This window comes from Micromonospora sp. NPDC049081 (assembly GCF_040648835.1).
GTDB lineage: Bacteria > Actinomycetota > Actinomycetes > Mycobacteriales > Micromonosporaceae > Micromonospora > Micromonospora antibiotica.
The window spans coordinates 1-23112 of the sequence record NZ_JBEZEK010000046.1; the positions used below are offsets into that span (position 1 = coordinate 1).

Below are 23112 nucleotides of genomic sequence, written 5' to 3' on the forward strand. Positions count from 1 at the left end.
CCAATCACCGCATCCGGCACCACCCCAAACGACCGCCACAACCCCGCCAACGACACCATCACCGCCCACAACACCGGCTGCACCACATCAACCCGCTCCAACGACGGAGCACCCTCCACACCCCGCAAAACCTCAACCAACCGCCAATCCACAAACTCCGACAACGCCACCCCACACTCACCAACCCGCTCCGCAAACACCGGAGACGAATCCAACAACTCCACCGCCATCCCCACCCACTGCGAACCCTGCCCCGGGAACACGAACACCACCCCGGAACCGCCCTGCAACAGGGTCGGCACCGCGGCCCCGGCGACCAGGGCGTCCGCGCCGGTCAGGAAGTCGGTGACGTCCCCGACGACGACGGCCCGCCGGTCCAGCGCCGCCCGCCCCTTGGCCAGGGCGTACGCGAGGTCACCCGGGTCGGTGGTGGCGGCGGCGACGGCCGCCCGCAGCTGGCCGGCCTGGGCGCGCAGCGCCTCCTCGGTCTTGGCCGACAGCACCCACGGCAGCACGGCCGGCGGCGGGACGATCTCGCCTTCCAGCTCGACCGGCGGGGCCTCCTCGACGATGACGTGGGCGTTGGTGCCGCTGATGCCGAACGACGACACACCCGCCCGGCGCGGCCGGTCCAGCGCCGGCCACGGCTGTGCCTCGGTGAGCAGCCGCACCTCGCCGGCCGACCAGTCGATCTGCGGGGACGGCTCGTCGGCGTGCAGGGTGCGGGGCAGCAGCCCGTTGCGCATCGCCAGCACCATCTTGATCACACCGGCGACACCGGCCGCGCCCTGGGTGTGGCCGATGTTCGACTTGATCGAGCCGAGCCACAGCGGACGCTCACCCGGCCGGCCCTGCCCATACGTGGCGAGCAGCGCCTGCGCCTCGATCGGATCACCGAGGGCGGTGCCGGTGCCGTGCGCCTCGACCGCGTCGACCTCGGTCGCCGGGATACCACCGGCGGAGGCCAGGGCCTGCCGGATCACCCGCTGCTGCGACGGGCCGTTCGGGGCGGTCAGCCCGTTGGACGCGCCGTCCTGGTTGGTGGCCGAGCCCCGGATCACCGCGAGCACCTGGTGGCCGTTGGCCCGGGCGTCGGAGAGGCGTTCCAGCAGCAGCATGCCGGCGCCCTCACCCCAGCCGGTGCCGTCGGCCCCGGCCGCGAACGACTTGGACCGGCCATCCTTGGCCAGGCCACGCTGCCGGCTGAAGTCGATGAACGTGTCCGGGGTGGACATCACGGTGACACCACCGGCCAACGCCAGCGAGCACTCCCCGGCCCGCAGCGCCTGCACGGCCAGGTGGATCGCCACCAGCGACGACGAGCAGGCGGTGTCGATCGACACGGCCGGCCCCTCCAGGCCGAGGGTGTAGGCGACCCGGCCGGAGACGATGCTGGCCAGGCTGCCGTTGCCCAGGTAGCCGGCCAGCTCGTCGGGCACCTGGTGCAGGCGCAGCGCGTAGTCGTGGTACATGACGCCGGCGAAGACACCGGTCGGGCTGCCCTTGAGCGAGGTCGGGTCGATCCCGGCCCGCTCCAACACCTCCCACGACGTTTCCAGCAGCAACCGCTGCTGCGGGTCCATCGCGACCGCCTCACGCGGGCTGATCCCGAAGAAGTCCGCGTCGAAGTCGGCCGCGTCGTAGAGGAAACCACCCTCCATCGAGTACGTCTTGCCGGGCTTGCCGGGCTCCGGGTCGTACATGCCGACCAGGTCCCAGCCGCGGTCGGTGGGGAACGGGGAGACCGCGTCGATGCCGCCCTCCAGCAGCTCCCACAGCTGCTCCGGGGTGGCCACCCCGCCGGGGAAGCGGCAGCTCATCGACACGATGGCGATCGGCTCCTGGGTGAACGAGGCCGACGCCAGCTCGGGCACCGCCACGTCCACGTCGGTGCCGAGCACGGTGGACACCACGAACTCGGCGAGCGCCACCGGGGTCGGGTAGTCGAAGACGAGGGTCGCCGGCAGTCGCAGCCCGGTGGCGGCGTTGAGCCGGTTACGCAGCTCCACCGCGGCCAGCGAGTCGAAGCCCAGCTCGTTGAAGGCGCGGCGGGGCTCGATCGCCTCCGCGCCGTCGTGGCCGAGCACGGCGGCGACGTGCGCGCGGACCAGGTCGAGGGTGACCCGGTCCCGTTCGGCGGGGGTGAGGCCGGCGAACTGCCGGGCCAGCCCCTGCGCGGCGTCCGCCGCGCCGGCCGCCTGCGCGGACCGGCGGGCCGGCAGCGGCACCAGGCCGCGCAGCAGCGCCGGCACCCCGTCGGGCCGGTTGCGCAGCGCGGTCAGGTCGACCCGGATCGGGGCGAGGACCGGTTCGTCGACCCCGAGCGCGGCGTCGAGCAGGGCCAGGTTCTCGGCCGGGCTGAGGCCGGGCATGCCGGAACGTTCGATGCGCTGCAACGCGGCGGCGTCCAACTGGCCGCCCATGCCGCTGTCACCGGTCCACAGCCCCCAGGTGAGGGCGACCACGGGCCGGCCCTGCGCCCGGCGGGAGGTGGCCAGCGCGTTGAGGGTGGCGTTCGCGGCGGCGTAGTTGCCCTGCCCGGCGCAGTCGAGCAGGCTGGCCAGGGAGGAGAAGAGCACGAACGCGGTCAGGTCGGCGTCGCGGGTCAACGCGTCGAGGTTGACCGCGCCGTCCAGCTTGGCCTTGAGCACCGCGTCGAGGCGCTGCGGGGTGAGCGAGCCGATCGTCGCGTCGTCGACGATGCCGGCGGCGTGCACCACCGCCCGCAACGGCCGGTCGGCCGGGACGGCGGCGAGCAGCGCGGCCAGGGCGTCGGCGTCGGCCGCGTCACAGGCGGCCACCTCGACGCTCGCGCCTGCCGCTTCCAGCTCCGCGCGCAGCTGCGCCACACCGGCCGCCGCCGGGCCACGGCGACTGGTCAACAGCAGATGGCGTACGCCGTGGTTGCCGGCCAGGTGCCGGGCCACGTGGGCGCCGAGCCCACCGGTGCCACCGGTGACCAGCACCGTGCCGTCGGTCGGCCAACGGCTGCCGGTGGTGGTGTCGGCGTCGGTGCCGGCCGGGGCGGTGGCGACCCGGGCCAGCCGGGGCACACTGATCTCCCCGTCGCGCAGCCGCAGCTCCGGTTCGCCGGTGGCCAGGGCGGCGGCCAGCAGTGACGTGGGGGCGTCGGCGAGCCGGACGGTGACGAACCGGTCCGGGTTCTCCGTCTGGGCGGCCCGCAGCAGACCCCAGACCGCCTCGGTGGCGAGGTCGTCGACCCGGCTGACGAAGACCAGCCGGGTGCCGCCCAGCCGGGCGTCGGCCAGCCGGGCGTCGGCCAGCCACTGCTGCAGCAGCGTCAACGCCCCGGCGGTGGCGGCCCGGACGTCACCGGTGCCGACGCCGACGAACGCGAACTCCGGGGCGGTGGCACCGGCGTCGATCGCGGCACCCAGCGCGGCCGGGTCGGCGTGCCGGGTGGCCGCGCCGATCCGCTCGTCGCCGAGCACCACCCAGCGGGGGGTGCCCGCCGGGGCGGGCCGGTGACCCAGCTTCGTCCACTCCAGGCGGAACAGCCGCTCGTGGTAGCCGCCCCGGGCGGCGGTGAGCTGGGCGGTGGAGACCGGCCGGGAGACGAACGACCGTACCGTGGCGACCGGTGCGCCGGTCGGGTCGGCGAGGGCCACCGACACGCTGTCCCCGGCCGCGGGGGCGATCCGGACCCGCACCTCGGCCGCGCCGGCGGCGTGCAGGGTGACGTCGCTCCACGCGAACGGGATGCGTACCTCGTCGTCGGTGGGCTCGCCGCGACGGGCGGCGTCGATGGCGTGCAGGGCGGCGTCCAGCACCGCCGGGTGCAGGCCGAACCGGGCCGCGTCGGCCCGACTGTCGGCGGGGAGCGCGACCTCGGCGTACACCTCGGGGCCGCGTCGCCAGACGGCCTTGAGGCCCTGGAAGACCGGGCCGTAGCCGTAGCCCTGGCCGGCCAGCTCGGCGTAACCGCCGGTCAGGTCGACCGGGCGGGCGTCGCGCGGCGGCCACTCGGTCAGCGGCTGCCCGGCGTCGGCGGCCTGCGGGGCGAGGAAACCGCTGACGTGCCGGGTCCAGAGCTGGTCGTCCGGGTCGGACCCGTCGGGCCGCGAGTAGACGGCCACCGGGCAGCGGCCGGCCGGGTCGGCGGCGCCGACGACGACCTGGAGGGCGACGCCGTGCTCGTCGAGCGCCAGCGGAGCCTCCAGGGTCAGCTCCTCCACGGTGGGGCAGCCGACCTGGTCGCCGGCGCGGATCGCCAGCTCCACGAAGGCGGTGCCGGGCAGCAGTGCCACCCCGGAGATGGTGTGGTCGGCCAGCCACGGGTGGCTGCGCAGCGACACCCGCCCGGTGAGCACCACCCCGTCGCCGCCGGCCAGGCCGACGACCGCGCTGACCAGCGGGTGCCCGGCGGCGAGCTGACCGAAGCCGGTCGCGTCGGCGCTGCCACCGCCGGATTCCATCCAGAACCGGCGACGCTGGAACGGGTACGTGGGCAGCGCCACCCGGCGGGCCCCGCGCGCGGCGAAGAAGCCCGTCCAGTCCACCGGCACCCCCCGCACGTGGGCGCGGGCGACGGCGGCGACGACGTCGGTCTCCTCGTCGTGGTCGGCGCGCAGCAGCGGGGCGAAGACCGCATCGGCGTCGTCGTCGAGGCAGGCCGGACCCATCGCGGAGAGCACCCCGGCCGGACCGAGTTCGAGGAAGGTGGTGACCCCCTCGTCGGCCATCGCCCGGACCGCGTCGGCGAACCGGACGCTGTCGCGCACGTGCCGCACCCAGTAGTCGGGGTCGCACAGTTCACCGGCGAGCACCGGCCGACCGGTGACCGTGGAGACGACCGGAATGGTCGGCGGGCGGTACGTGAGCACGTGCGCCAGCCGGCCGAACTCGGCGAGCATCGGCGTCATCAGCGGCGAGTGGAAGGCGTGACTGACCTTCAGCCGCTTCGTCTTGTGCCCGGCGGCGGCGAGGGCGGCGACCACCTCCAGCACGGCGTCCTCGTCGCCGGAGACCACCATCGAGGTGGGGCCGTTCACCGCGGCGAGGCCCACCTGCGCCTCCCGGCCGGCCAGCAGCGGACGGACCTGCTCCTCGGTGGCCTGCACCGAGATCATCGCGCCCTCGGCGGGGAGTTGCTGCATGAGCCGGCCCCGGGCGGCGACCAGCAGGGCGGCGTCCTCCAGGGAGAGCACCCCGGCGACGTGGGCGGCGGCCAACTCACCGATCGAGTGCCCGGCGAGCAGGTCCGGCCGGACCCCCCACGACTCCAGCAGCCGGAACTGGGCGACCTCCACCGCGAACAGCGCGCACTGGGTGTAGGCGGTCTGGTCGAGCAGGGCCGCCTCGGCGGTGCCGGACTCGGCGAACAGCACGTCGGCCAGCGGCACGTCCAGTTGCAGGTCGAGCCAGCCGCAGGCGTCGTCGAACGCGGCGGCGTAGACCGGGTAGCTGCGGTACAACTGCCGTCCGGCGCCGAGCCGCTGACTGCCCTGACCGGTGAAGAGGAAACCGAGTCCACCGCCGTCGGCCTGCCCCAGGTGTACGCCGGGCACGCTGCCGCCGGCGGCGAGGGCGGCCAGGTCCCGGACGACACCCGCCCGGTCCCGGGCCACCAGCACCGCCCGGTGCTCCAGGGCGGTCCGGGTGGTGGCCAGCGAATAGGCGACGTCGAGCAGCTCCGGGGCGTCCCCGTCGGTGTCCACGACCGCCAGCAGCGCGGCGGCCTGGTCGCGCAGCGCCGTCCCGCTCCGGGCGGAGAACACCACCGGCAGCACCTCGCTGGGCAGCTGCGGCACGTCGGTGACGGTCTCGTCGTCGACCGCGGGGGGTTCCTCGACGATGACGTGCGCGTTGGTGCCGCTGACCCCGAACGAGGAGACCCCGGCGCGGCGCGGCCGGCCCGCGGCGTCCCACTCGCGGGCCTCGGTGAGCAGCGCGACGGTGCCGGCGGACCAGTCCACGTTGGGGGTGGGCGCGTCGACGTGCAGGGTACGCGGCAGCACCCGGTGCCGCATCGCCATCAGCACCTTGATCACCCCGGCGACCCCGGCGGCGGCCTGCGAGTGACCGATGTTGGACTTCAGCGAGCCGAGCCAGAGCGGCCGGTCGGCGGGGCGTTCCCGGCCGTAGGTGGCGATGATCGCCTGCGCCTCGATGGGGTCGCCGAGCCGGGTGCCGGTGCCGTGCGCCTCGACCAGGTCGACGTCGGCGGGGGCCAGGCCGGCCGACGCCAGCGCGGACATGATCACCCGCTGCTGGGACGGCCCGTTCGGGGCGGTCAACCCGTTGGACGCGCCGTCCTGGTTGATCGCCGAGCCCCGGATCACCCCGAGCACCCGGTGGCCGTTGCGGCGGGCGTCGGAGAGCCGCTCCAGCACCAGGATGCCGACGCCCTCGGCCCAGCCGGTGCCGTCGGCCGCCGCCGCGAACGGCTTGCACAGCCCGTCCGGGGCGAGGCCACGCTGCCGGCTGAACGCGGTGAACGCGCCCGGGTGCACCATCACCGCGACGCCACCGGCCAACGCGGTGGTGCACTCCCCACGCTGCACCGCCTGGCAGGCCAGGTGCAGGGCGACCAGCGAACCCGAGCAGGCGGTGTCCACGGTCAGCGTCGGGCCCTCGAAGCCGAACGTGTAGGCGAGCCGGCCGGACACCACGCTCGGCGCGTTGCCGGTGAGCAGGTAGCCGTCCAGACCCTCCGGGGCCTCGTGCAGCCGGGGGCCGTACTCCTGCGGTTCGGCGCCGATGAAGACACCGGTCTGGCTGCCGCGCAGCGACGCCGAATCGATGCCGGCGTCCTCCAACGCCTCCCAGGCGGTCTCCAGCACCAGCCGCTGCTGCGGGTCCATCGTCATCGCCTCGCGGGGGCTGATGCCGAAGAAGTCCGCGTCGAACTCGGCCGCGCCCTCCAGGAAACCGCCCTGGCGCACGTAGGTCTTGCCGGGCTTGCCCGGGTCCGGGTCGTAGAGCCCGTCGGTGTCCCAGCCCCGGTCGGTCGGGAAGTCGGAGATCACGTGCCGGCCCTCGAAGACCAGCCGCCACAGGTCGTCGGCGGAGGTGCTGTGCCCCGGGTAGCGGCAGCCGATGCCGACCACGGCGATCGGCTCGTCGTCGTCGGCGGGCCGGCGCAGCGGCGCGGCGACCGGCGCGGGTGCGGCGTCCCCACCGAGCAGCGTACGCAGCAACCGTCCGACCGCCTGCGGCGTCGGGTGGTCGAAGACCAGGGTGACCGGCAGGTCCAGGCCGGTGGCGACGGTGAGCCGACGGTGCAGCTCCACCGCGGCGAGCGAGTCGAAGCCCAGGTCGCGGAACGGGCGGCCCGGCTCGACGGCGTCCGGGCCGTCCGGCAACACGGTCCGCAGCACGTCACGGGCCTGCTCCCGGACCAGGGCGGTGAGCGCCCGGCCCTGCTCCTCGGCCGTGCGGCCCTCCAGCCGTCGCCGCAGTGCCGACAGCGCGTCGGGCTCGGCACCGGTGGGGTTCACGGACTCGCTCATGGCACGCTCCACTAGGTCTCCGGGTTCGACGCCCGGCTCGGTGTGTCGGCTTGCGGCGCCCGATCACGGCGAGGCCGCCGCGACCGGTAGGGGGGACCGGTCGCGGCGGCCTCGCGGCGACCGGTGGGTTCACCGGTCGGGGCGGTGGTTACTCCTCGGGCGCGAGCAGCGCGCCGGAGGCGGCGTCGCGCACGGTGATCGCCGACATCGGGCACATGTCGGCGGCGTCGATGACCGCCTCGTCGGGCGCGGTCTCCGGGGCCAGGGCGGACGCCTTGCCGGCCCGGATCTCGATCTGGCGGGGGGCCGCGCCGGCGCAGACCCCGGTACCGATGCAGGCGTCCCGGTCGACGGTGACCGTCCAGCGGGTGTCCACGGTGGTCACCAGGCCACCAGCAGCTTGTTCGGGCCCCGGACCAGCTGGCCGGACTTCCACGACACGCCCGCGTCGCCGTCGGCCAGGCTCAGCTCGGGGAACCGGTCCAGGACCGTGTGCAGGGCCACCTGGAGTTCCATCCGGGCGAGCTGCGCGCCGAGGCAGTGGTGCGGGCCGTGGCCGAACGCGACGTGCGGGTTCTGCTCGCGGGTGAAGTCGAAGGTCTCCGGGTTGTCGAAGATCTCCGGGTCCCGGTTGGCGCCGGGCAGCGAGACCAGCACCGGCTCCCCGGCGCGGACGGTGATCCCGCTCAGCTCGATGTCCTCCACCGCGTAGCGGGGGAACATCGCCGCCGGGTTCAGCGGGATCATCCGCAGCAGTTCCTCCACGGCCGCCGGCACCAGGCTCCGGTCGGCGCGCAGCTGCGCCATCAGCTCCGGGTTGGTGAGCAGCGCGTAGACGAAGTTGGGGATGTGGGTGGAGACCGTCTCGACGCCGGTGAGCAGCAGCCCGACCCCGGCGATGGAGAGCAGCTCCTGCTCGGTCAGCCGGTCGCCCTCGTCGCGGGCCTTGACCAGCGCGCCGAGCAGGTCGTCGGTGGGCTGCTCACGGCGCTGGGCGACCAGCTTGCCCATGTAGCCGAACAGCTGCTCGGCGTAGACCATCAGCTGCTCGCTGGTGCTGGTCAGCCCCTCGGTCCAGATCCGGAACTGGGCCCGGTCCTCGAACGGCACCCCGAGCAGCTCGCAGATGACGGTGATCGGGTACGGCAGGGCGAACAGCTCGACCAGGTCACCCGGGGAACCCTTGGCGATCATCTCGTCGACGTACTCGTTGGCGATACGCTGGGCGCCCTCGCGCATCTCGTTGACCCGGCGCGCGGTCAGCGCCTTGCCGGCGAGCTTGCGCAGCCGGGTGTGGTCCGGCGGGTCGAGGCCGATGATGCCCTCGTAGGTCATCTCCTCGCGGGTACGGGGCTGGTCCTTGCCCTGCGCCGCGGCCCGGCTGAACCGCGGGTCGGTCAGCACGGTCTTGACGTCCTCGTACCGGGTGGCGAGCCAGGACACCTCGCCGTACGGCAGTTGCACCCGGGCCAGCGGCTCGGTGCTGCGCAGCAGCCCGTAGACGGGGTCGATGTCGATCCCGGGCGCCTCGCTGAACGGATATTTACGGATCTCCTGATCGATCGTCACGGAGCACTCCCTCGGGTCGCACCGGGCGCACGTGATCCGGCGCTGGCATCGGTGTCTGCACGGCCGCTCGGTGCGGTACGGCGTATCCGGGCGACACGCCGGGCGCCGGCCGGACCAGGCGAGGGATACGTAATCAGGAAAGGAAATCCACCTACACCCCCGCGACGCCCCTAGCCTCCCCCTACCAGCGGCGCTAAGGGGCGGCTCTGGGGTTCCGCTAGGGGTCCCGGCGGACGGGCCGCCACTAGCGTGGGGGCGAGGCAACGCGCTGTTGACCGTCGAGCGATTCTCGCGGGCGCGCACCGGTGATTGAGTCACGCCACGTCGGTGGGCGCAACCCCCCATGGAGGATGGTTGATGTCCCTGCTCGTTTCCACGACCGCCGATCCGGGGCGGTTCCACTCCTTCGGGCCGCACCACATCGATGAGCTGGGCGCCCGGTACGGATTGTCGGCCGACAATCTGCACGCGGTCCGCACCATTTCCCAGGTGCTGCCCTTCCGGGTCAACGAGTACGTCCTGTCGCACCTGATCGACTGGGACCGCATCCCGGACGACCCGATCTTCCGGCTGGTGTTCCCGCAGCGCGGCATGCTCGCCGCCGCCGACGAGCGGATCGTCGGCGACCTGCTGCGCGCCGGTGACCGCAAGGGGCTGCGCGGTGAGGTGGCCCGGATCCGGGCCGGGCTCAACCCGCACCCGTCCGGGCAGCAGCAGCACAACGTGCCCAGCCTGGACGGTCAGGAGTTGCCGGGCATGCAGCACAAGTACCGGGAGACGGTGCTGTACTTCCCGCAGCAGGGGCAGACCTGCCACGCGTACTGCACCTACTGCTTCCGCTGGGCGCAGTTCGTCGGGGACGCCGACCTGCGGTTCGCCGCGCCCGGCCCGGAGCAGTTGGTGAGCTACCTGCACCGCCACCCGGCGGTGACCGACGTGCTGGTCACCGGCGGCGACCCGATGATCATGTCGACGGAGCGGCTGCGCAGCCACGTGGAGCCGCTGCTGGCGGTGGACACGGTGCGCACCATCCGGTTCGGCACCAAGGCGGTCGCCTACTGGCCGTACCGGTTCGTCTCCGACAGTGACGCCGACGACCTGCTGCGACTGTTCGAACAGGTCGTCGCGTCGGGTCGCAACGTCGCGGTGATGGCGCACTTCAGCCACCCCCGGGAGTTGGCCACCGAGGTCGCCACCCGGGCCATCGCCCGGATCCGGTCGACCGGGGCGGTGGTCTACTGCCAGGCCCCGCTGATCCGCTACGTCAACGACGACGCCCGCGCCTGGAGCGAGATGTGGCGGGCCGAGCTGGCCGTCGGCGCGGTGCCCTACTACATGTTCGTCGAACGGGACACCGGTCCCCGCGACTACTTCCAGGTGCCGCTGACCCGGGCCGCCGACATCTTCCGCACCGCGTACCAGGACCTGCCCGGCCTGGCCCGGACGGTGCGCGGGCCGGTCATGTCGGCCACCCCCGGCAAGGTGCTGGTCGACGGCGTCGAACGGACCCCGGACGGCGACTTCTTCCAGCTCCGGTTGATCCAGGCCCGCGACCGGCGGCTGGTCGGCCGGCCGTTCCGGGCCCGCTGGTCGGCCGACGCGGCCTGGCTGAGCGACCTGGAGATCGACCCGGCTGCCCCGGCGGACATCCTCGCCGCCGTCAGCCCCAGCGCGGCCCGCCCCGGCGCCGCCGTCACCGCCTGAACACCCACCGACCCGAAGGGAGCTGGCGATGGCCGGCCGGAAGATCTCGCCCAACCTCGCACTCGACCAGTTGGTCGCGCAGCGCATCGCCGCAGGCGAGTCCATCGTGCACCTGGGCTTCGGCGAGTCCCGGCTGCCGGTGTTCGCGCCGCTGCGGCGGGCGCTGACCGAGGGCGCCGACCGCAACGCGTACGGGCCGGTGGTGGGTGACCCGGACACCCGGGACGCGGTGGCCGGGTACTTCTCCCGTCGCCGGCTGCCCACCGAGGCGGACCAGGTGATCATCGCGCCGGGCAGCAAGCCGCTGCTGATGGCCCTGCAACTGGTCGTCGGCGGGGACACCATCGTCGCCGCGCCGAGCTGGGTCACCTACGCCCCGCAGGCCCGGTTGGCCGGCAAGACCGTGCTGGGGGTGCCGATCCCGGAGTCGTGCGGCGGGGTGCCCGACCCGACGGCGCTGCGGGAGACGATCCATGCCGCCCGGGTGCTCGGTCACGACCCGCGCATCCTGGTGCTCACCTCGCCGGACAACCCGACCGGCACGCACGCCCCGGACGACCTGGTCCGGGAGTTGTGCGCGATCGCCGAGGAGGAGGACCTGCTGATCGTCTCGGACGAGATCTACCGGGACATCCTGCACACCCCGGGCACGGACCTGCTCTCCCCCGCCGAGGTCGCCCCGAGGCGGACCGTGGTGCTCACCGGGCTGAGCAAGAACCTGGCGCTCGGCGGTTGGCGGATCGGCGCGGCCCGGTTCCCGGCCGGCGGGTGGGGTGAGCGGATCCGCGCCGACGTGGCGGCGGTGGCCAGTGAGATCTGGTCCACCCTCGCCGGGCCGATGCAGTCGGTGACCCGGTACGCCTTCGCCGAGCCGCCGGAGATCCGCGAGCGGCTCACCGAGGACGCCGCGCTGCACGGCGCGGTGGCCGGGGCGGTGCACCGGATCATGGTGGAGGCGGGCGCCACCTGCCGGCCGCCGACCGGCGCGTTCTACGTCTACCCGGATTTCGCGCCGCTGCGGGAGCCGCTGGCCGAGCAGGGCATCACCGACGGCGCCGGGTTGCAGCGTCACCTGCTGGAGGAGCTGGGCGTGGCGGTGCTGTCCGGCCACCACTTCGGCGACCGGCCGGAGGCGCTGCGGTTCCGGGCCGCCACCAGCATGCTCTACGGCGACACCCCGGAGCAGCAGCGGCAGACCCAGACCGCCGCCGACCCGCTGACGGTGCCGCACGTCGCCGACGCGCTGGTCCGCATCGAGCAGGCTCTGGCCAAGCTCCCCCGGTGACCTGCCCGCCCGGCTCCCCCGCCGACCGTGCCCGCGCCGGTCGGCCCCGACGACAAGGACGCCCCAGATGACCAGCGCCATCGTCTTTCCCGGGATGGGTCCGTGCGACTTCGCCGACGTCGCGAAGTTCATGCTCATCGACCGGGACGCCCGCGAGTTGCTCGCCGCAGCCAGCGACGCCCTGGACTACGACCTGTTCGCCCGCTACCGCGACAGCGACAGCGACAGCGACTACTCCGAGTACGCCCAGGTGGCCTTCCTGGTCAACTGCGTGGCGCTGGCCCGCTGGGCGGAGCGGACCATGGACCTGCGGCCGGACCTGATCGCCGGGCCCAGCTTCGGGGGTAAGGCCGCCGCCGTGTTCAGCGGCGCGTTGGACTTCGCCGAGGCGGTCCGGATGACGGCGCGGCTGTCCCGGATCGAGACGGAGTACTTCACCGCCGAGCAGCGGGGCGTGGTGACGATGTCGTTCGTCCGTACCCCGGGCGAGCGGCTGCGGGAGATCCTCGCCGAGCTGGACGAGGCCGGCGAGTGGTACGAGATCTCCTGCTACGTCGACACCGACTTCTGGATGGTGACCCTGCACGAGGGGCGCACCGACTGGTTGGCGCAGCGGCTGCGGGCCGGCGGCGGGCTGCCGTTGTACGTGATGGACCCGCCGCTGCACGCCGCCGCGTTCCAACCGCTGCGCGACCGGGTGGAGGCGGAGCTGTTCGGGTCGCTGCACTTCACCGATCCGCAGATCCCGGTCGTCGCCGACCAGGACGGCACGGTACGCACCACCGCCGACGGCGTACGGACCATGCTGCTCGACGGGATCGTCACCCCGGTGCGCTGGCCGGAGGTGGTCGCCACGTTCCAGCAGTCCGGGGTGCAGACGGTGCACGTCTGCGGGCCGGACCGGCTCTGGGGCCGGGTCGGCGCGACCGTCCGCAACTTCCGGACCACCATCGTGGACCCCCGGCGGGCGATGCGGCCGATCCGCCGCACCGTGGCCGCCTGACCGGTCGGCAGAGCACGGAGGACGAGATGACCCAGCACACCGACTACGCCCTGCACGGCCGGTTCCTCCAGGGGCTGGCCGCCGCACCCCGGGCCACCGCCCTGCACCTGCCGACCGGTCCGGTCAGCTACGAGGAGCTGCACACCACCGCGCTGCGCTGGGCCGGGGCGTTGGCCGCCGGCCCGGACGGGCCGCCCCGGGTGGTCGGCATCCTCGCCGGCAAGACCCTGGAGTCGTACGCCGGGCTGCTCGCCACCCTGTACCTCGGCGCGACCGCCGTGCCGCTGCACCCGGAGTTCCCGGCGGCCCGGACGGCGGGGATGCTCACCGCGTGCGGGGTCTCCGTCCTGCTGCTCGACGGCGCCGGGCTGGCGGTCCGGGCGGAGATGGGTGACGCGGTCGCCGGGGTGCCGGTGTTCGCGCCGGTGGTGGACCCGCGCGGCAGCGGCACCGGGCTGCGGCTACCGGTGGTCGGGGCGACGCCACTGGCCGCGCCCCGCCCCGCCCGCCCGGACGACGTGGCCTACGTGCTGTTCACCTCCGGCTCGACGGGGCGACCCAAGGGGGTGCCGATCACCCACGGCAACCTGCGGCACTACTTCTCCGTGCTGGACGACCGGTACGACTTCGGGCCGGACGACCGGTTCTCCCAGTCGTTCGACCTGAACTTCGACTGCGCGATGTTCGACCTGTTCTGCGCCTGGGGCGCGGGGGCGAGCGTGCACCCGGTGCCGCCGGCGGCCTACCGGGACGTGCCGGCGTTCGTGGCCGAGCGGGGCCTGACCGTGTGGTTCTCCACCCCGAGCGCGATCACCCTGGTGCGGCGGACCGGTCGCCTCGATGCGGCGGCGATGCCGTCGTTGCGGTGGAGCTTCTTCGCCGGGGAGGCGCTGCACGCCGCCGACGCGGTGGACTGGCAGTCGGCGGCCCCCGGGTCGACGCTGGAGAACATCTACGGCCCGACCGAACTGACCGTGACGATCACCGGGCACCGCTGGTCGCCGGAGACCTCGCCGGGGTTGTGCGTCAACGGTCTGGTCCCGATCGGGACGCTGCACGACGGGCACGACGGGGTGCTGCTCGACGCCGACGGCGCGGCCAGTGAGGTGGAGGGGGAACTCTGCATCACCGGCCCGCAGCTCACCCCCGGTTACCTCGATCCGGCCGACGACGAGGGCCGGTTCCTGGTCCGTGACGGGCGGCGCTGGTACCGCACCGGGGACCGGGTCCGGCGGCTGGACAACAAGGAGCTGATCTATCTGGGCCGGCTCGACTCGCAGGTGCAGGTGCACGGCTGGCGGGTGGAGCTGGCCGAGATCGAGCACGCCCTGCGGGGCTGCCCCGGCATCGAGGACGCGGTGACCGTGGCCCGTTCCGGGGCCGGCGGCACCGAGCTGGTGGTCTTCTACACCGGGGAGCGGACCGCCCCGGCCGAGCTGTCCCGGCAGCTGCGGCAGATCCTGCCCAAGGGGATGCTGCCGCGTTCGTACCGGCACGTGCCGGAGTTCCCGTTGAACTCCAACCGCAAGGTGGACCGGGCCCGGCTGGCCCGCGAGGCCGCCGAACACTGACCCCGCTCTCCCCGCTCTCCCCGCTCTCCCCGCTCTCCCCGCTCTCCCCGCTCTCCCCGCCTCCCCCACTCTCCCCGCCTTCACCCACCATCTCTCTGCCTTCACCCACCATCCCCGGCCCGGACCACTCCGGGCCGGGGACCTCCATGATCAACACAGTTTCGTGGTTGTAGTGGCATCGGAACGCGCGGATGCCACTACAACCACGAAACTGCGCGCGCACCGACCCGAGGCCGGCAGGCGGCGGCCGGCAGGCGGCGGCCCGCAAGCAGCAGGGCGGCGGGCGGCGAGCGGCAGGACGGCGGGCGGGCGGCGGCGCAGGAAACCGGCGTGGGAAACCCCTGGCCGGTCCCCCTCCTGAAGGGACCGGCCAGGGGTCGTCGGGGTGCGGGTCAGCGCTGGGCGGGCTGTCCGGCTCGCTCGGCGAGGGCCCGCCGGTCGATCTTGCCGTTGGCGTTGACCGGCAGCTCGTCGATGACCCGGACCTGTTGCGGCACCATGTAGTCGGGCAGCGCCTCCAGGCAGAACGCGCCCAGCTCCATCTCCTCCACGCCGGTGACGCCCTCGTCGAGCACCACGAACGCGGCCAGCACCGGGTCCTTGCCCTCCTGCGGCAGCATCAGCGCGGCGGCCCCGGTGATGCCCGGGAACTCCCGGACCCGGCGCTCCACCTCGCCCAGCTCGACCCGGTTGCCGCGCACCTTGACCAGGGAGTCGGCCCGGCCGGTGAAGTAGAGTTCGCCACCCTCGCCCCGGTAGGCCAGGTCGCCGGTACGGAAGACCACCTGCCCGGTGGCCGGGTTGAGCGGGTCGGGCACCAGCGCGGCGGCGGTGGCCTCCGGGTCATTCCAGTAGCCGTGGAACAGGGCGGCGCTGCGCAGGTGGATCTGACCGATGACACCCGGGGAGTCGACCGGCCGGCCGTCCTCGTCGATCAGCAGCATCTCCGCGCCCGGGTGGGCGTGGCCGATGGAGATCCGGTCGATGTCGTCGGGCAGCGGGTTCGGCACATCGGTGAAGGACGCGGCGATGGACTCGCTGCTGCCGAAGCAGTTGACCACCCGGGCGTGCGGCAGGGCACGTTGCAGCTCCCGCATCTCGGGCAGGGGGAAGTTCTCGCCGGAGTAGAGCACCCCGCGGATCTGCTCACCGAGCGCGGCCAACCCGGCGAACTCGTGCCGCAGCACCCCCCGCCAGATCGACGGCACACCGTTGACCTGGGTGGCCCCGCTGTCGGCGAGGAACTGCACGAAGCGGCGCGGCCAGCGCAGCAGCGACCGGGGCACCGGCACCACGGCCGCGCCGCTGCCCAGCGCCAGGCCGATGTCGAGCAGCGAGAAGTCGAACTGCAACGGCGAGGTGGTGGCGACCCGGTCCTCGGCGGAGACGATGCCGTGCCGCAGCATCCCCCGGAAGAAGGCGAGCACGCCCCGGTGGCTCATCACCACGCCCTTGGGTCGTCCGGTGGTGCCCGACGTGAAGATCATGTAGGCCGGGTCGGTGGGCACCAGTTCCCGGCGGTGCCGGGTGCGCGGCGCGGGCGTCCGCTCGACCTGGATGCCGTCCGGGCCGAACCGGGCGGTGCCCAGCGACGTGGGTACGCCGTCGCGGCGGCCGTCGACGGGTTGCAGGTGCAGCGCGGCGGCGGTGCTCTCGGCGATCAGCGCGAGCCGCTGGGCGGGGGTCTCCGGGCTGACCGGGATGAACGTCAGGCCCAGCGAGGAGCAGGCGAGGAAGACGGCGATGGCGGTCGGGGTGGTGTCCGACTCCAGGATCACCCGGTCGCCGATGTCGAGGCCGAGTTCGTCGAGGGCGGCGGCGTAGCCGTCCACCCGCTGGGCGAGCTGACGGTACGAGATGGAGCCGACCTCGCCGCCGACGGCCTGGATGACGGCCGGCTTGTCGGGCGTCAGCCGGGCGCCCGCCAACAGGAACTCGTGCAGCGTCTCCACGGAGGCGTGCGTGCGCGCGAAGTTCTCTCGACTCATGGCCGGAGCGTATCGGCGGCCCTGCCGGCCCCCACCCGCATCGACCCCCCTAACGACCCCTTACCCGGGCCGGCCGGCGGCTGGGGAATTGTCGGGTCGTCAGCCCCCGTGGGGCGTTGTTAGCGTCTTCTCACCCTGCACCGGAAGGAATCGCGGACATGTGGGATCAACGGTTCGAGGCCATCCTGCGCCAGCACCTGCCCTTCCTCGACCCCGAGGAGACGCTGCTGGCCGGCACCAGCCTGCGCGACTCCGGCCTGGACTCCCTCGCCATGGTCGAACTGCTGGCCACCCTGGAGAGCGAGTACGACGTGCGCTTCGTCGACGAGGCGATGTCGATGGAGACGTTCGCCACCCCGCAGACGCTGTGGAGTGTGCTGACCGACATGCGTGGCGTGCCCGCTCCCGTGTGAGCGGCACCCGTTCCGGACAGTGCCCGTGACCGCATCTGGTCACGGGCACTTTTCGCGGTTTGCCGGTCAGCGTCCGATCGCGTCCAGCGCGGCGAGGTCGTCGGCGGTGAGCGTCAGCCCCGCCCCGGCGACGTTCTCCCGCAGGTGCGCCACCGACGAGGTGCCGGGGATGAGCAGGATGTTGGGTGAGCGCTGCAACAGCCAGGCCAGGGCGACGGCCATCGGCGTCGCGTCCCGGCGGGCGGCCACGGCCGACAGCGCCGCGGACTGCAACGGGCTGAACCCACCCAGCGGGAAGTACGGCACGTAGGCCACCCCCTGCCCGGCGAGCCGGTCGATCAGCGCGTCGTCCTGCCGGTACGCCAGGTTGTAGAGGTTCTGCACGCACACGATCGGGGCGATCGACTGTGCCTCGGTGACCTGCTCGGGCGTCACGTTGCTCACCCCCAGATGCCGGATCAGGCCCTTGTGCTGGAGTGCGACGAGCGCCTCGAGCGGCTCGGCGAGGGAACCGGCCCGGGGCCCCGTGGCGTCACCGAGCCGGAGGTTGACCAGGTCCAGGGCCTCGACGCCGAGGTTCTCCAGGTTCTCCTCGACGGCCCGGCGCAGTTGCTCCGGCTCCCGCGCGGCAGGCCAGCCGCCCTGCGCGTCCCGGGTCGCGCCGACCTTGGTCACCAGGTGCAGCCCTTCGGGGTACGGGTGCAGGGCCTCGCGGATCAGCCGGTTGGTCACGTGCGGCCCGTAGGCGTCGCTGGTGTCGATGTGCGTGATGCCGAGGGCGACGACCTCCCGCAGGACGGCCAGTGCGGCGTCCGGGTCGGCGGGCGGTCCCATCACTCCGGGGCCGGCGAGTTGCATGGCGCCGTAGCCGAACCGGGTGACGGTCAGGTCGCCCAGCGTCCAGGTGCCGCCGGGCAGAGATCGGGTGAGCATGTGGTTACCTCGGCCTTTCGTGGTCAACGGAGTGGTACCCGACCACTATCGGTGAGGTAGCTTTCTGGGGGGAAGTAGGCACCTGAAAGTGCGTAGCACACCGACTGCGGGAGGACCGGCGATGACCACGAGGACGGCGGCCGAGCGCCGGGCGGAGACGGCGGTGGCGTACGACGCGTTCGTGGCGCAGTGTCCCAGCCGGGAGCTGCTCGCCCGGATCTCCGACAAGTGGGTCGCGCTGGTGCTGGCCGCGCTGCGCACCGACGGGTCGCACCGGTTCGGCGCGGACTGCGCCGGCACTCCCCGGCCGATGCGGTACTCGGAGCTGTCCCGCCTGCTCGCCGGGGTCAGCCAGAAGATGCTCACCCAGACGCTGCGCACCCTGGAACGCGACGGCCTGGTCAGCCGTACCGCGACGGCGACCGTGCCGGTCACGGTCACCTACGAGCTGACCGACCTCGGCTTCTCCCTGCACGAGACGATGCGTGCCCTCAAGAGCTGGGCCGAAACGCATCTGGACGAGGTGCACGCCCACCGCGCGACGTACGACGCCCGGCCCGCCTGAGCCGGACGCCCGCCCGACCGGACCGGCGGCCCGGCCCGGGTCGGCCCGGGTCGGCCGGGCGTCGTCGAGCATGCGCCGCCGGTCGTCCCGGGCCGGTTCAGAGCTTGTCGAGGAACTGGGTGAGGACCTCGGTGAACCGCTCCGGGGTCTCCAGGTGGGGCAGGTGGCTGGCCCCCTCGATGATCTCCCAGTGGGCGCCGGGGACGAGGTCGTGGAAGGGGCGCACCGCGGCCGGGGTGACCTCGTCGTACTCGCCGCTGATGACCAGGGTCGGGGTGTCGATCTGCGGCAGCCGGTCGAGCAGGGAGTAGTCGCGCAGCGTACCGGTGATGTGGAACTCGCTGGGCCCGTTCATCGCGTGGTAGACGGTCGGATCGCCGTTGATCTCCATGAAGGTGGCCATCAGCTCCGGCGGCAGCGGCTTACGCCGGCACACGTGCCGCTGGTAGAAGACCATCATCGCGGCCGTGTACGCCTGGCTGCCGGTGGTGCCGGCGGCCTCGTGCCGGCGCAGCGTCGCGTCCACGCCGGGCGGCAGCGCGGCCCGCAGCACGTCCAGTTCCGGCAGCCACAGCGGGTACGACGCGGGCGCGTTGGCGATCACCACGCCGCGCAGCCCGGCGGGCCGGTCGGCGGCGTGGGCCGCCGCCAGCACCCCGCCCCAGGACTGCCCGAACAGCACGTACTCCTCGGCGATGCCGAGCCGGCGCAGCAGGTTGTCCAGTTCGGCGAGGAACAGCTCCACGGTCCAGAAGTCGGCGCCCCGGCCCCGCAGGTGGGTGGAGCCGCCGTTGCCGAGCTGGTCGTAGTGCACCACCGGCCGGCCGGAGCGGCTCAGCTCGGCCAGGTTGAGCAGGTAGTCGTGGGTGCTGCCGGGGCCGCCGTGCAGCACCACCAGCGGTGGCCGGTCGCCGTGCAGCTCGCCGGTCACCCGGTACCAGGTCCGGTGCTCGCCGAACTCGACGGTGCCCTTGGTGGTCGGTGCCAGTGTCATGTCGTCCACTCCCGCTGTCGTCACGGCGCGCGTCACTGCGCGATCCAGTCCCGTACCACCTCGGCGGTCGTGCCGACCTGACCCTCCATCATGGTGAAGTGGTCGCCGGGCACCTCCCGGAGCGTGTGCGGGGTTTCCCAGGTGGCCCGCCACCCGTCGTCGTCGCCGCCGGCCACGATGGACTCCTGCGGCCGGACGAAGAGCACCGGCGTGTCGATCGCCTCCACCGGGCAGCTCTGCAGCAGCCGGACGTAGCGGCCCATCGCCGACAGCCGGGCGCTGCTGAACTCGCCGAAGGTGGCCTCCCGGTCCAGCAGCGAGTCGAGCATGTGGGTGAAGAACGTCGCCGTGGTGCTGCCGGTGGTGAGGTAGGTGTCCAGCAGCACCACCCCGGCCGGGCCGTGCCCCTGCCGCTCCAGTTCACCGGCGGTGGCGTGGGCGAACAGGCCGCCGGAGGAGTATCCGACGATGACGTACGGCCCCTGCTCGGCGATCGGGCGGACCATCTCGGCGAAGACCCGTACCGCCGCGTCGGCGGAGGCGGGCAGGCTCTCGTCCCGGCCGAGACCGGGCACCGGCAGGGTCCACACGTCCCGGGTGCCACCGAACTCGGCGGTGAACCGGGCGTACTGCTGGTCGCCGCCGAGCGCCATCGGCGACGGGAAGCAGATGATCGCCGGCCCCTGGTCGCCCCGGGCGAGCCGGCGCGGGGCGGGGACCTGCGGCAGGTCGGCCGGCCCGTCGAAGGTGGGCCGGATGTCGGCCACCGCGTACAGCAGGGACAGGCCCTGCTGTACCCGGCCGCTCTTGACGGCGGTGCGGAACAGCGCGCTCATCGTGTCGGCGGCGGCGTCGGGCGTACCGGCCCGTTCCTCGGCCGGTGGCGCGGCCAGTTCGGTGCGCAGCAGCGCGGCGAGTTCGTCGACGCTGCCGTGGTCGAAGACCACCCCGGTGGCCAGCCGCAGCCCGGTCGCCTCGTTGAGGGCGTTGCGCAGCTCCATCGCGGTGAGCGAGTCGAAACCCAGCTCGACGAAGCGCAGCGCCGGGTCGAGGTCGTCGGGGCGGCCGTGCCCGAGCACGGTCGCGGCGCGCGAGCGCACCAGGTCCGCCAGCAGCGCCTGCTGGCCGTCGGCGTCCAGCCCGCCGAGGGTACGCCGCAGCGCCGCCGGGTCGGGTCGGTTCGTCCCCGGGGTGCTACGCCGGGCCGGGGTGACCAGGGCACGCAGGATCGGCGGCACCTCGTCCCCCGCCGGGGTGCGCAGGTCGGCCTTGACCGGGACGAGCACCGCCTCGGTACGGGCCAGCGCCGCGTCGAGCAGCGCCAGTCCCTCTGCGGCGGACACCGGTTGCACCCCGCCGCGCGACATCCGGGCCCGGTCGGTGCCGCCGAGGTCGTCGGCCATCCCGCCGCCGGCCCACGGCCCCCAGGCCAGGGACTGGGCGGGCAGCCCGGCGGCCCGGCGGGCGCTCGCCAGCGCGTCGAGGAAGGCGTTCGCCGCCGCGTAGTTGCCCTGCCCCGGGCCACCGAGCACGCCGGCCGCCGAGGAGAACAGCACGAACGCGGTGAGCCCCGCGTCCCGGGTCAGCTCGTGCAGGTGGGTGGCCGCGTCGACCTTGGGGCGCAGCACCGCGTCGAGGCGGTCCCGGGTCAGCGCCGGGATGATCCCGTCGTCGAGCACCCCGGCGGCGTGCACCACCCCGGTCAGCGGGTGCCCGGCGGGCACTGCGGCGAGCAGCCTGGCGACCGCGTCCCGGTCGGCCAGGTCGCAGGCGGCCACGGTGACCTCCGCCCCGCGGGCGGTGAGGTCGTCGCGCAGCGCGGCCATCCCGTCGGCGTCGGGGCCGCGCCGGCTGGCCAGCAGCAGGTGCCGCACCCCGTACGCGTCGACCAGGTGTCGGGCGACGAGCCGGCCGAGGGTGCCGCCGGCACCGGTGAGCAGCACGGTGCCACCGTCGGTGAAGGCGCTGCCGGGGGTGCCGTCGGGCCCGGCGGCGGGCACCAGCCGGGCGGCGTGCGCGACGCCCTCGCGGACCACCAGCTGCGGTTCGCCACCGGCCAGCACCGCCGGGAGGAGCTGGGCGGACCCGTCGTGGTCGTCGAGGTCGACCAGGACGATCCGACCCGGGTTCTCCGACTGGGCGGACCGGACCAGACCCCAGGCCGCCGCGGCGGCGGGCTCGGTGACCCGGTCACCCTGCGCGCCGTGGGTGAGCACCAGCAGCCGGGACGACGCCAGCCGTTCGTCGGCGAGCCAACCCTGGAGCAGGGTGAGCAGTTGACCGGTGGTGTGCCGGGCACCGGCCGCGAGGTCCCGGGAGTCGGGTTGCACGCTGGCGACCAGCACCACGTCCGGTGCGGTCCCGCCCGCGTCGAGGGTGGCGGTGAGGGCGGTCAGGTCGGGGTGGGTCTCGGCGAGCAGGCCGACGGTGTCGAGCGCGGCGGCCACCTTGAACTCGTCGACGCCGACCAGTACCCAGCGGCCGTCGGCCGGGGTGGTGGGCAGCGGCACCGGGGTCCAGTCGATCCGGTAGAGGTGTTCCTGCCGGCCGGTGCGGGCGGCGGCGAGCTGACCCGCGTCGATCTCCCGCAGCACCAGCGAGTCGACCCGGGCGACGGGTGCGCCGGTCTCGTCGGTGAGGGTGAGGGCGACCTCGTCGGGGCCGGCCGGGGTGACGGTGACCCGCAGCGCGGCGGCACCGGTGGCGTGGACGGTGATCCCGCTCCAGGAGAACGGGACGCCGGGCCGCCCCTCGCCCCGGCTCAGCCCGATGGCGTGCAGCGCCGCGTCGAACAGGGCCGGGTGCAGGTGGAACCGGTCGGCGTCGAGCACGTCGGCGGGAAGCGCGATCTCGGCGTACACCTCGTCACCGTGCCGCCAGGCGGCCCGCAGGCCCTGGAAGACCGGGCCGTAGACCAGTCCGGCGTCGGCCATCCGTTCGTAGAGCCCGTCGACGTCGACGGGGGTGGCGGCGGCCGGCGGCCAGGCGGTCGTCGGGTCGGCCGGTGGGTCGGCGGGAGCTGGGGTGAGCAGGCCGGTGGCGTGCCGGGTCCACGGTGCGTCCCGGTGCCGGGAGTAGACGGTGACCTGCCGGCCGCCGTCGTCGCCGGGCCCGCCGACGGCCACCTGCACCTGCACGCCGTCGTCGTCGGGGACGACCAGCGGGGCCTGGAGGGTGAGTTCGGCCAGCCGGCCGCAGCCGACCTGGTCCCCGGCCCGGAGGGCGAGTTCGACCAGCCCGGTGCCGGGCAGCACGATCGTGTCGCCCAACATGTGCTCGGCCAGCCACGGCTGGGTACGCCGGGACAGCAGTCCGGTGGCGATCAGCCCGTCGGTGTCGGGCAGGGTGGTGACGGCCGACAGCAGCGGGTGCTCGGCGTCGAGCAGCCCGGCGGCGGTGACGTCCCGCTCCGCCCCGGTGTCCTGCATCCAGTAGTGCTGGTGTTGGAAGGCGTAGGTGGGCAGTTCCACCTGCCGACCGCCCGGGTTGACGGCCGCCCAGTCGAGGTCGACGCCGGTGGTCCACGCCTGCGCCATCCCGGTGGCGTACGCGGTGACCTGGTCCCGGTCCCGGCGCTGCAACGCGATGGTCACCGCGTCGTCGACGCTGTCGGCG

At 73.9% G+C, this 23112-nt stretch carries 13 protein-coding genes; 6 read left to right on the forward strand and 7 right to left on the reverse strand.

Annotated elements, in window-relative coordinates; translation table 11 throughout:
- From AB0B63_RS31855 to AB0B63_RS31865, 3 genes are all read right to left on the reverse strand, one after another.
- The coding region (locus tag AB0B63_RS31855) for an SDR family NAD(P)-dependent oxidoreductase (RefSeq protein ID WP_357025616.1) at positions 1-7472 on the reverse strand (7472 nt) is incomplete at its 3' end.
- A gap of 148 nt (positions 7473-7620) precedes the next feature.
- On the reverse strand, positions 7621-7857 hold the full coding sequence (locus tag AB0B63_RS31860) for a ferredoxin (protein WP_208569137.1): 237 nt from the start codon (positions 7855-7857) through the stop codon (positions 7621-7623).
- A complete protein-coding gene (locus AB0B63_RS31865; RefSeq protein ID WP_208569136.1) occupies positions 7854-9041 on the reverse strand; it encodes a cytochrome P450 in 1188 nt (395 codons plus the stop codon). The genes AB0B63_RS31860 and AB0B63_RS31865 overlap by 4 nt, the downstream gene beginning before the upstream one ends.
- 357 nt (positions 9042-9398) lie before the next feature.
- On the opposite strand from AB0B63_RS31865, the gene AB0B63_RS31870 reads away from it, so the two are divergent.
- The 4 genes from AB0B63_RS31870 (at position 9399) to AB0B63_RS31885 (ending at position 14604) form a co-directional block, all read left to right on the forward strand.
- The gene (locus AB0B63_RS31870) at positions 9399-10745 is read left to right on the forward strand and encodes a lysine 2,3-aminomutase (protein WP_208569135.1); all 1347 of its coding nucleotides are present in this window, start codon (positions 9399-9401) and stop codon (positions 10743-10745) included.
- 28 nt (positions 10746-10773) lie between these two features.
- Complete coding sequence (locus tag AB0B63_RS31875; RefSeq protein WP_357025619.1) at positions 10774-12030, forward strand: pyridoxal phosphate-dependent aminotransferase; 1257 nt, start codon at positions 10774-10776, stop codon at positions 12028-12030.
- Positions 12031-12097: 67 nt separating this feature from the next.
- Entirely contained in the window at positions 12098-13033 is a 936-nt protein-coding gene (locus AB0B63_RS31880) for an ACP S-malonyltransferase (RefSeq protein ID WP_357025622.1), read from the forward strand.
- Between the two features lie 26 nt (positions 13034-13059).
- Positions 13060-14604 (forward strand): AMP-binding protein, encoded by a 1545-nt coding sequence (locus tag AB0B63_RS31885; protein ID WP_357025625.1) that lies wholly within the window; start codon positions 13060-13062, stop codon positions 14602-14604.
- A gap of 392 nt (positions 14605-14996) precedes the next feature.
- On the opposite strand, the gene AB0B63_RS31890 is transcribed toward AB0B63_RS31885, so the two are convergent.
- Positions 14997-16592 (reverse strand): D-alanine--poly(phosphoribitol) ligase, encoded by a 1596-nt coding sequence (locus tag AB0B63_RS31890; RefSeq protein ID WP_208569131.1) that lies wholly within the window; start codon positions 16590-16592, stop codon positions 14997-14999.
- 158 nt (positions 16593-16750) lie between these two features.
- On the opposite strand from AB0B63_RS31890, the gene AB0B63_RS31895 reads away from it, so the two are divergent.
- The gene (locus tag AB0B63_RS31895; protein WP_088642125.1) at positions 16751-17005 is read left to right on the forward strand and encodes a phosphopantetheine-binding protein; all 255 of its coding nucleotides are present in this window, start codon (positions 16751-16753) and stop codon (positions 17003-17005) included.
- Positions 17006-17071: 66 nt separating this feature from the next.
- Here AB0B63_RS31895 and AB0B63_RS31900 read toward each other — a convergent pair whose 3' ends face one another.
- Positions 17072-17938 (reverse strand): aldo/keto reductase family oxidoreductase, encoded by an 867-nt coding sequence (locus AB0B63_RS31900; RefSeq protein ID WP_357025628.1) that lies wholly within the window; start codon positions 17936-17938, stop codon positions 17072-17074.
- A 121-nt stretch (positions 17939-18059) separates the two neighbouring features.
- Here AB0B63_RS31900 and AB0B63_RS31905 point away from each other — a divergent pair, with 121 nt between their 5' ends.
- Positions 18060-18503, forward strand: coding sequence for a helix-turn-helix domain-containing protein (locus tag AB0B63_RS31905; RefSeq protein WP_219469121.1), 444 nt, complete (start codon positions 18060-18062; stop codon positions 18501-18503).
- Between the two features lie 97 nt (positions 18504-18600).
- Here AB0B63_RS31905 and AB0B63_RS31910 read toward each other — a convergent pair whose 3' ends face one another.
- Both AB0B63_RS31910 and AB0B63_RS31915 read right to left on the reverse strand, forming a co-directional pair.
- On the reverse strand, positions 18601-19506 hold the full coding sequence (locus AB0B63_RS31910; RefSeq protein WP_208569129.1) for a proline iminopeptidase-family hydrolase: 906 nt from the start codon (positions 19504-19506) through the stop codon (positions 18601-18603).
- Positions 19507-19529: 23 nt separating this feature from the next.
- Positions 19530-23112: type I polyketide synthase (locus AB0B63_RS31915; protein ID WP_357025633.1), on the reverse strand; the 3583-nt coding region annotated here is incomplete at its 5' end.

Excerpts from the sequence above, each read along its gene's own strand:
- AB0B63_RS31870 (WP_208569135.1), top strand. The coding sequence starts at position 9,399 with ATGTCCCTGCTCGTTTCCACGACCGCCGATCCGGGGCGGTTCCACTCC.
- AB0B63_RS31875 (WP_357025619.1), top strand. The coding sequence starts at position 10,774 with ATGGCCGGCCGGAAGATCTCGCCCAACCTCGCACTCGACCAGTTGGTC.
- AB0B63_RS31880 (WP_357025622.1), top strand. The coding sequence starts at position 12,098 with ATGACCAGCGCCATCGTCTTTCCCGGGATGGGTCCGTGCGACTTCGCC.
- AB0B63_RS31885 (WP_357025625.1), top strand. The coding sequence starts at position 13,060 with ATGACCCAGCACACCGACTACGCCCTGCACGGCCGGTTCCTCCAGGGG.
- AB0B63_RS31890 (WP_208569131.1), bottom strand. The coding sequence starts at position 16,592 with ATGAGTCGAGAGAACTTCGCGCGCACGCACGCCTCCGTGGAGACGCTG.
- AB0B63_RS31895 (WP_088642125.1), top strand. The coding sequence starts at position 16,751 with ATGTGGGATCAACGGTTCGAGGCCATCCTGCGCCAGCACCTGCCCTTC.
- AB0B63_RS31900 (WP_357025628.1), bottom strand. The coding sequence starts at position 17,938 with ATGCTCACCCGATCTCTGCCCGGCGGCACCTGGACGCTGGGCGACCTG.
- AB0B63_RS31905 (WP_219469121.1), top strand. The coding sequence starts at position 18,060 with ATGACCACGAGGACGGCGGCCGAGCGCCGGGCGGAGACGGCGGTGGCG.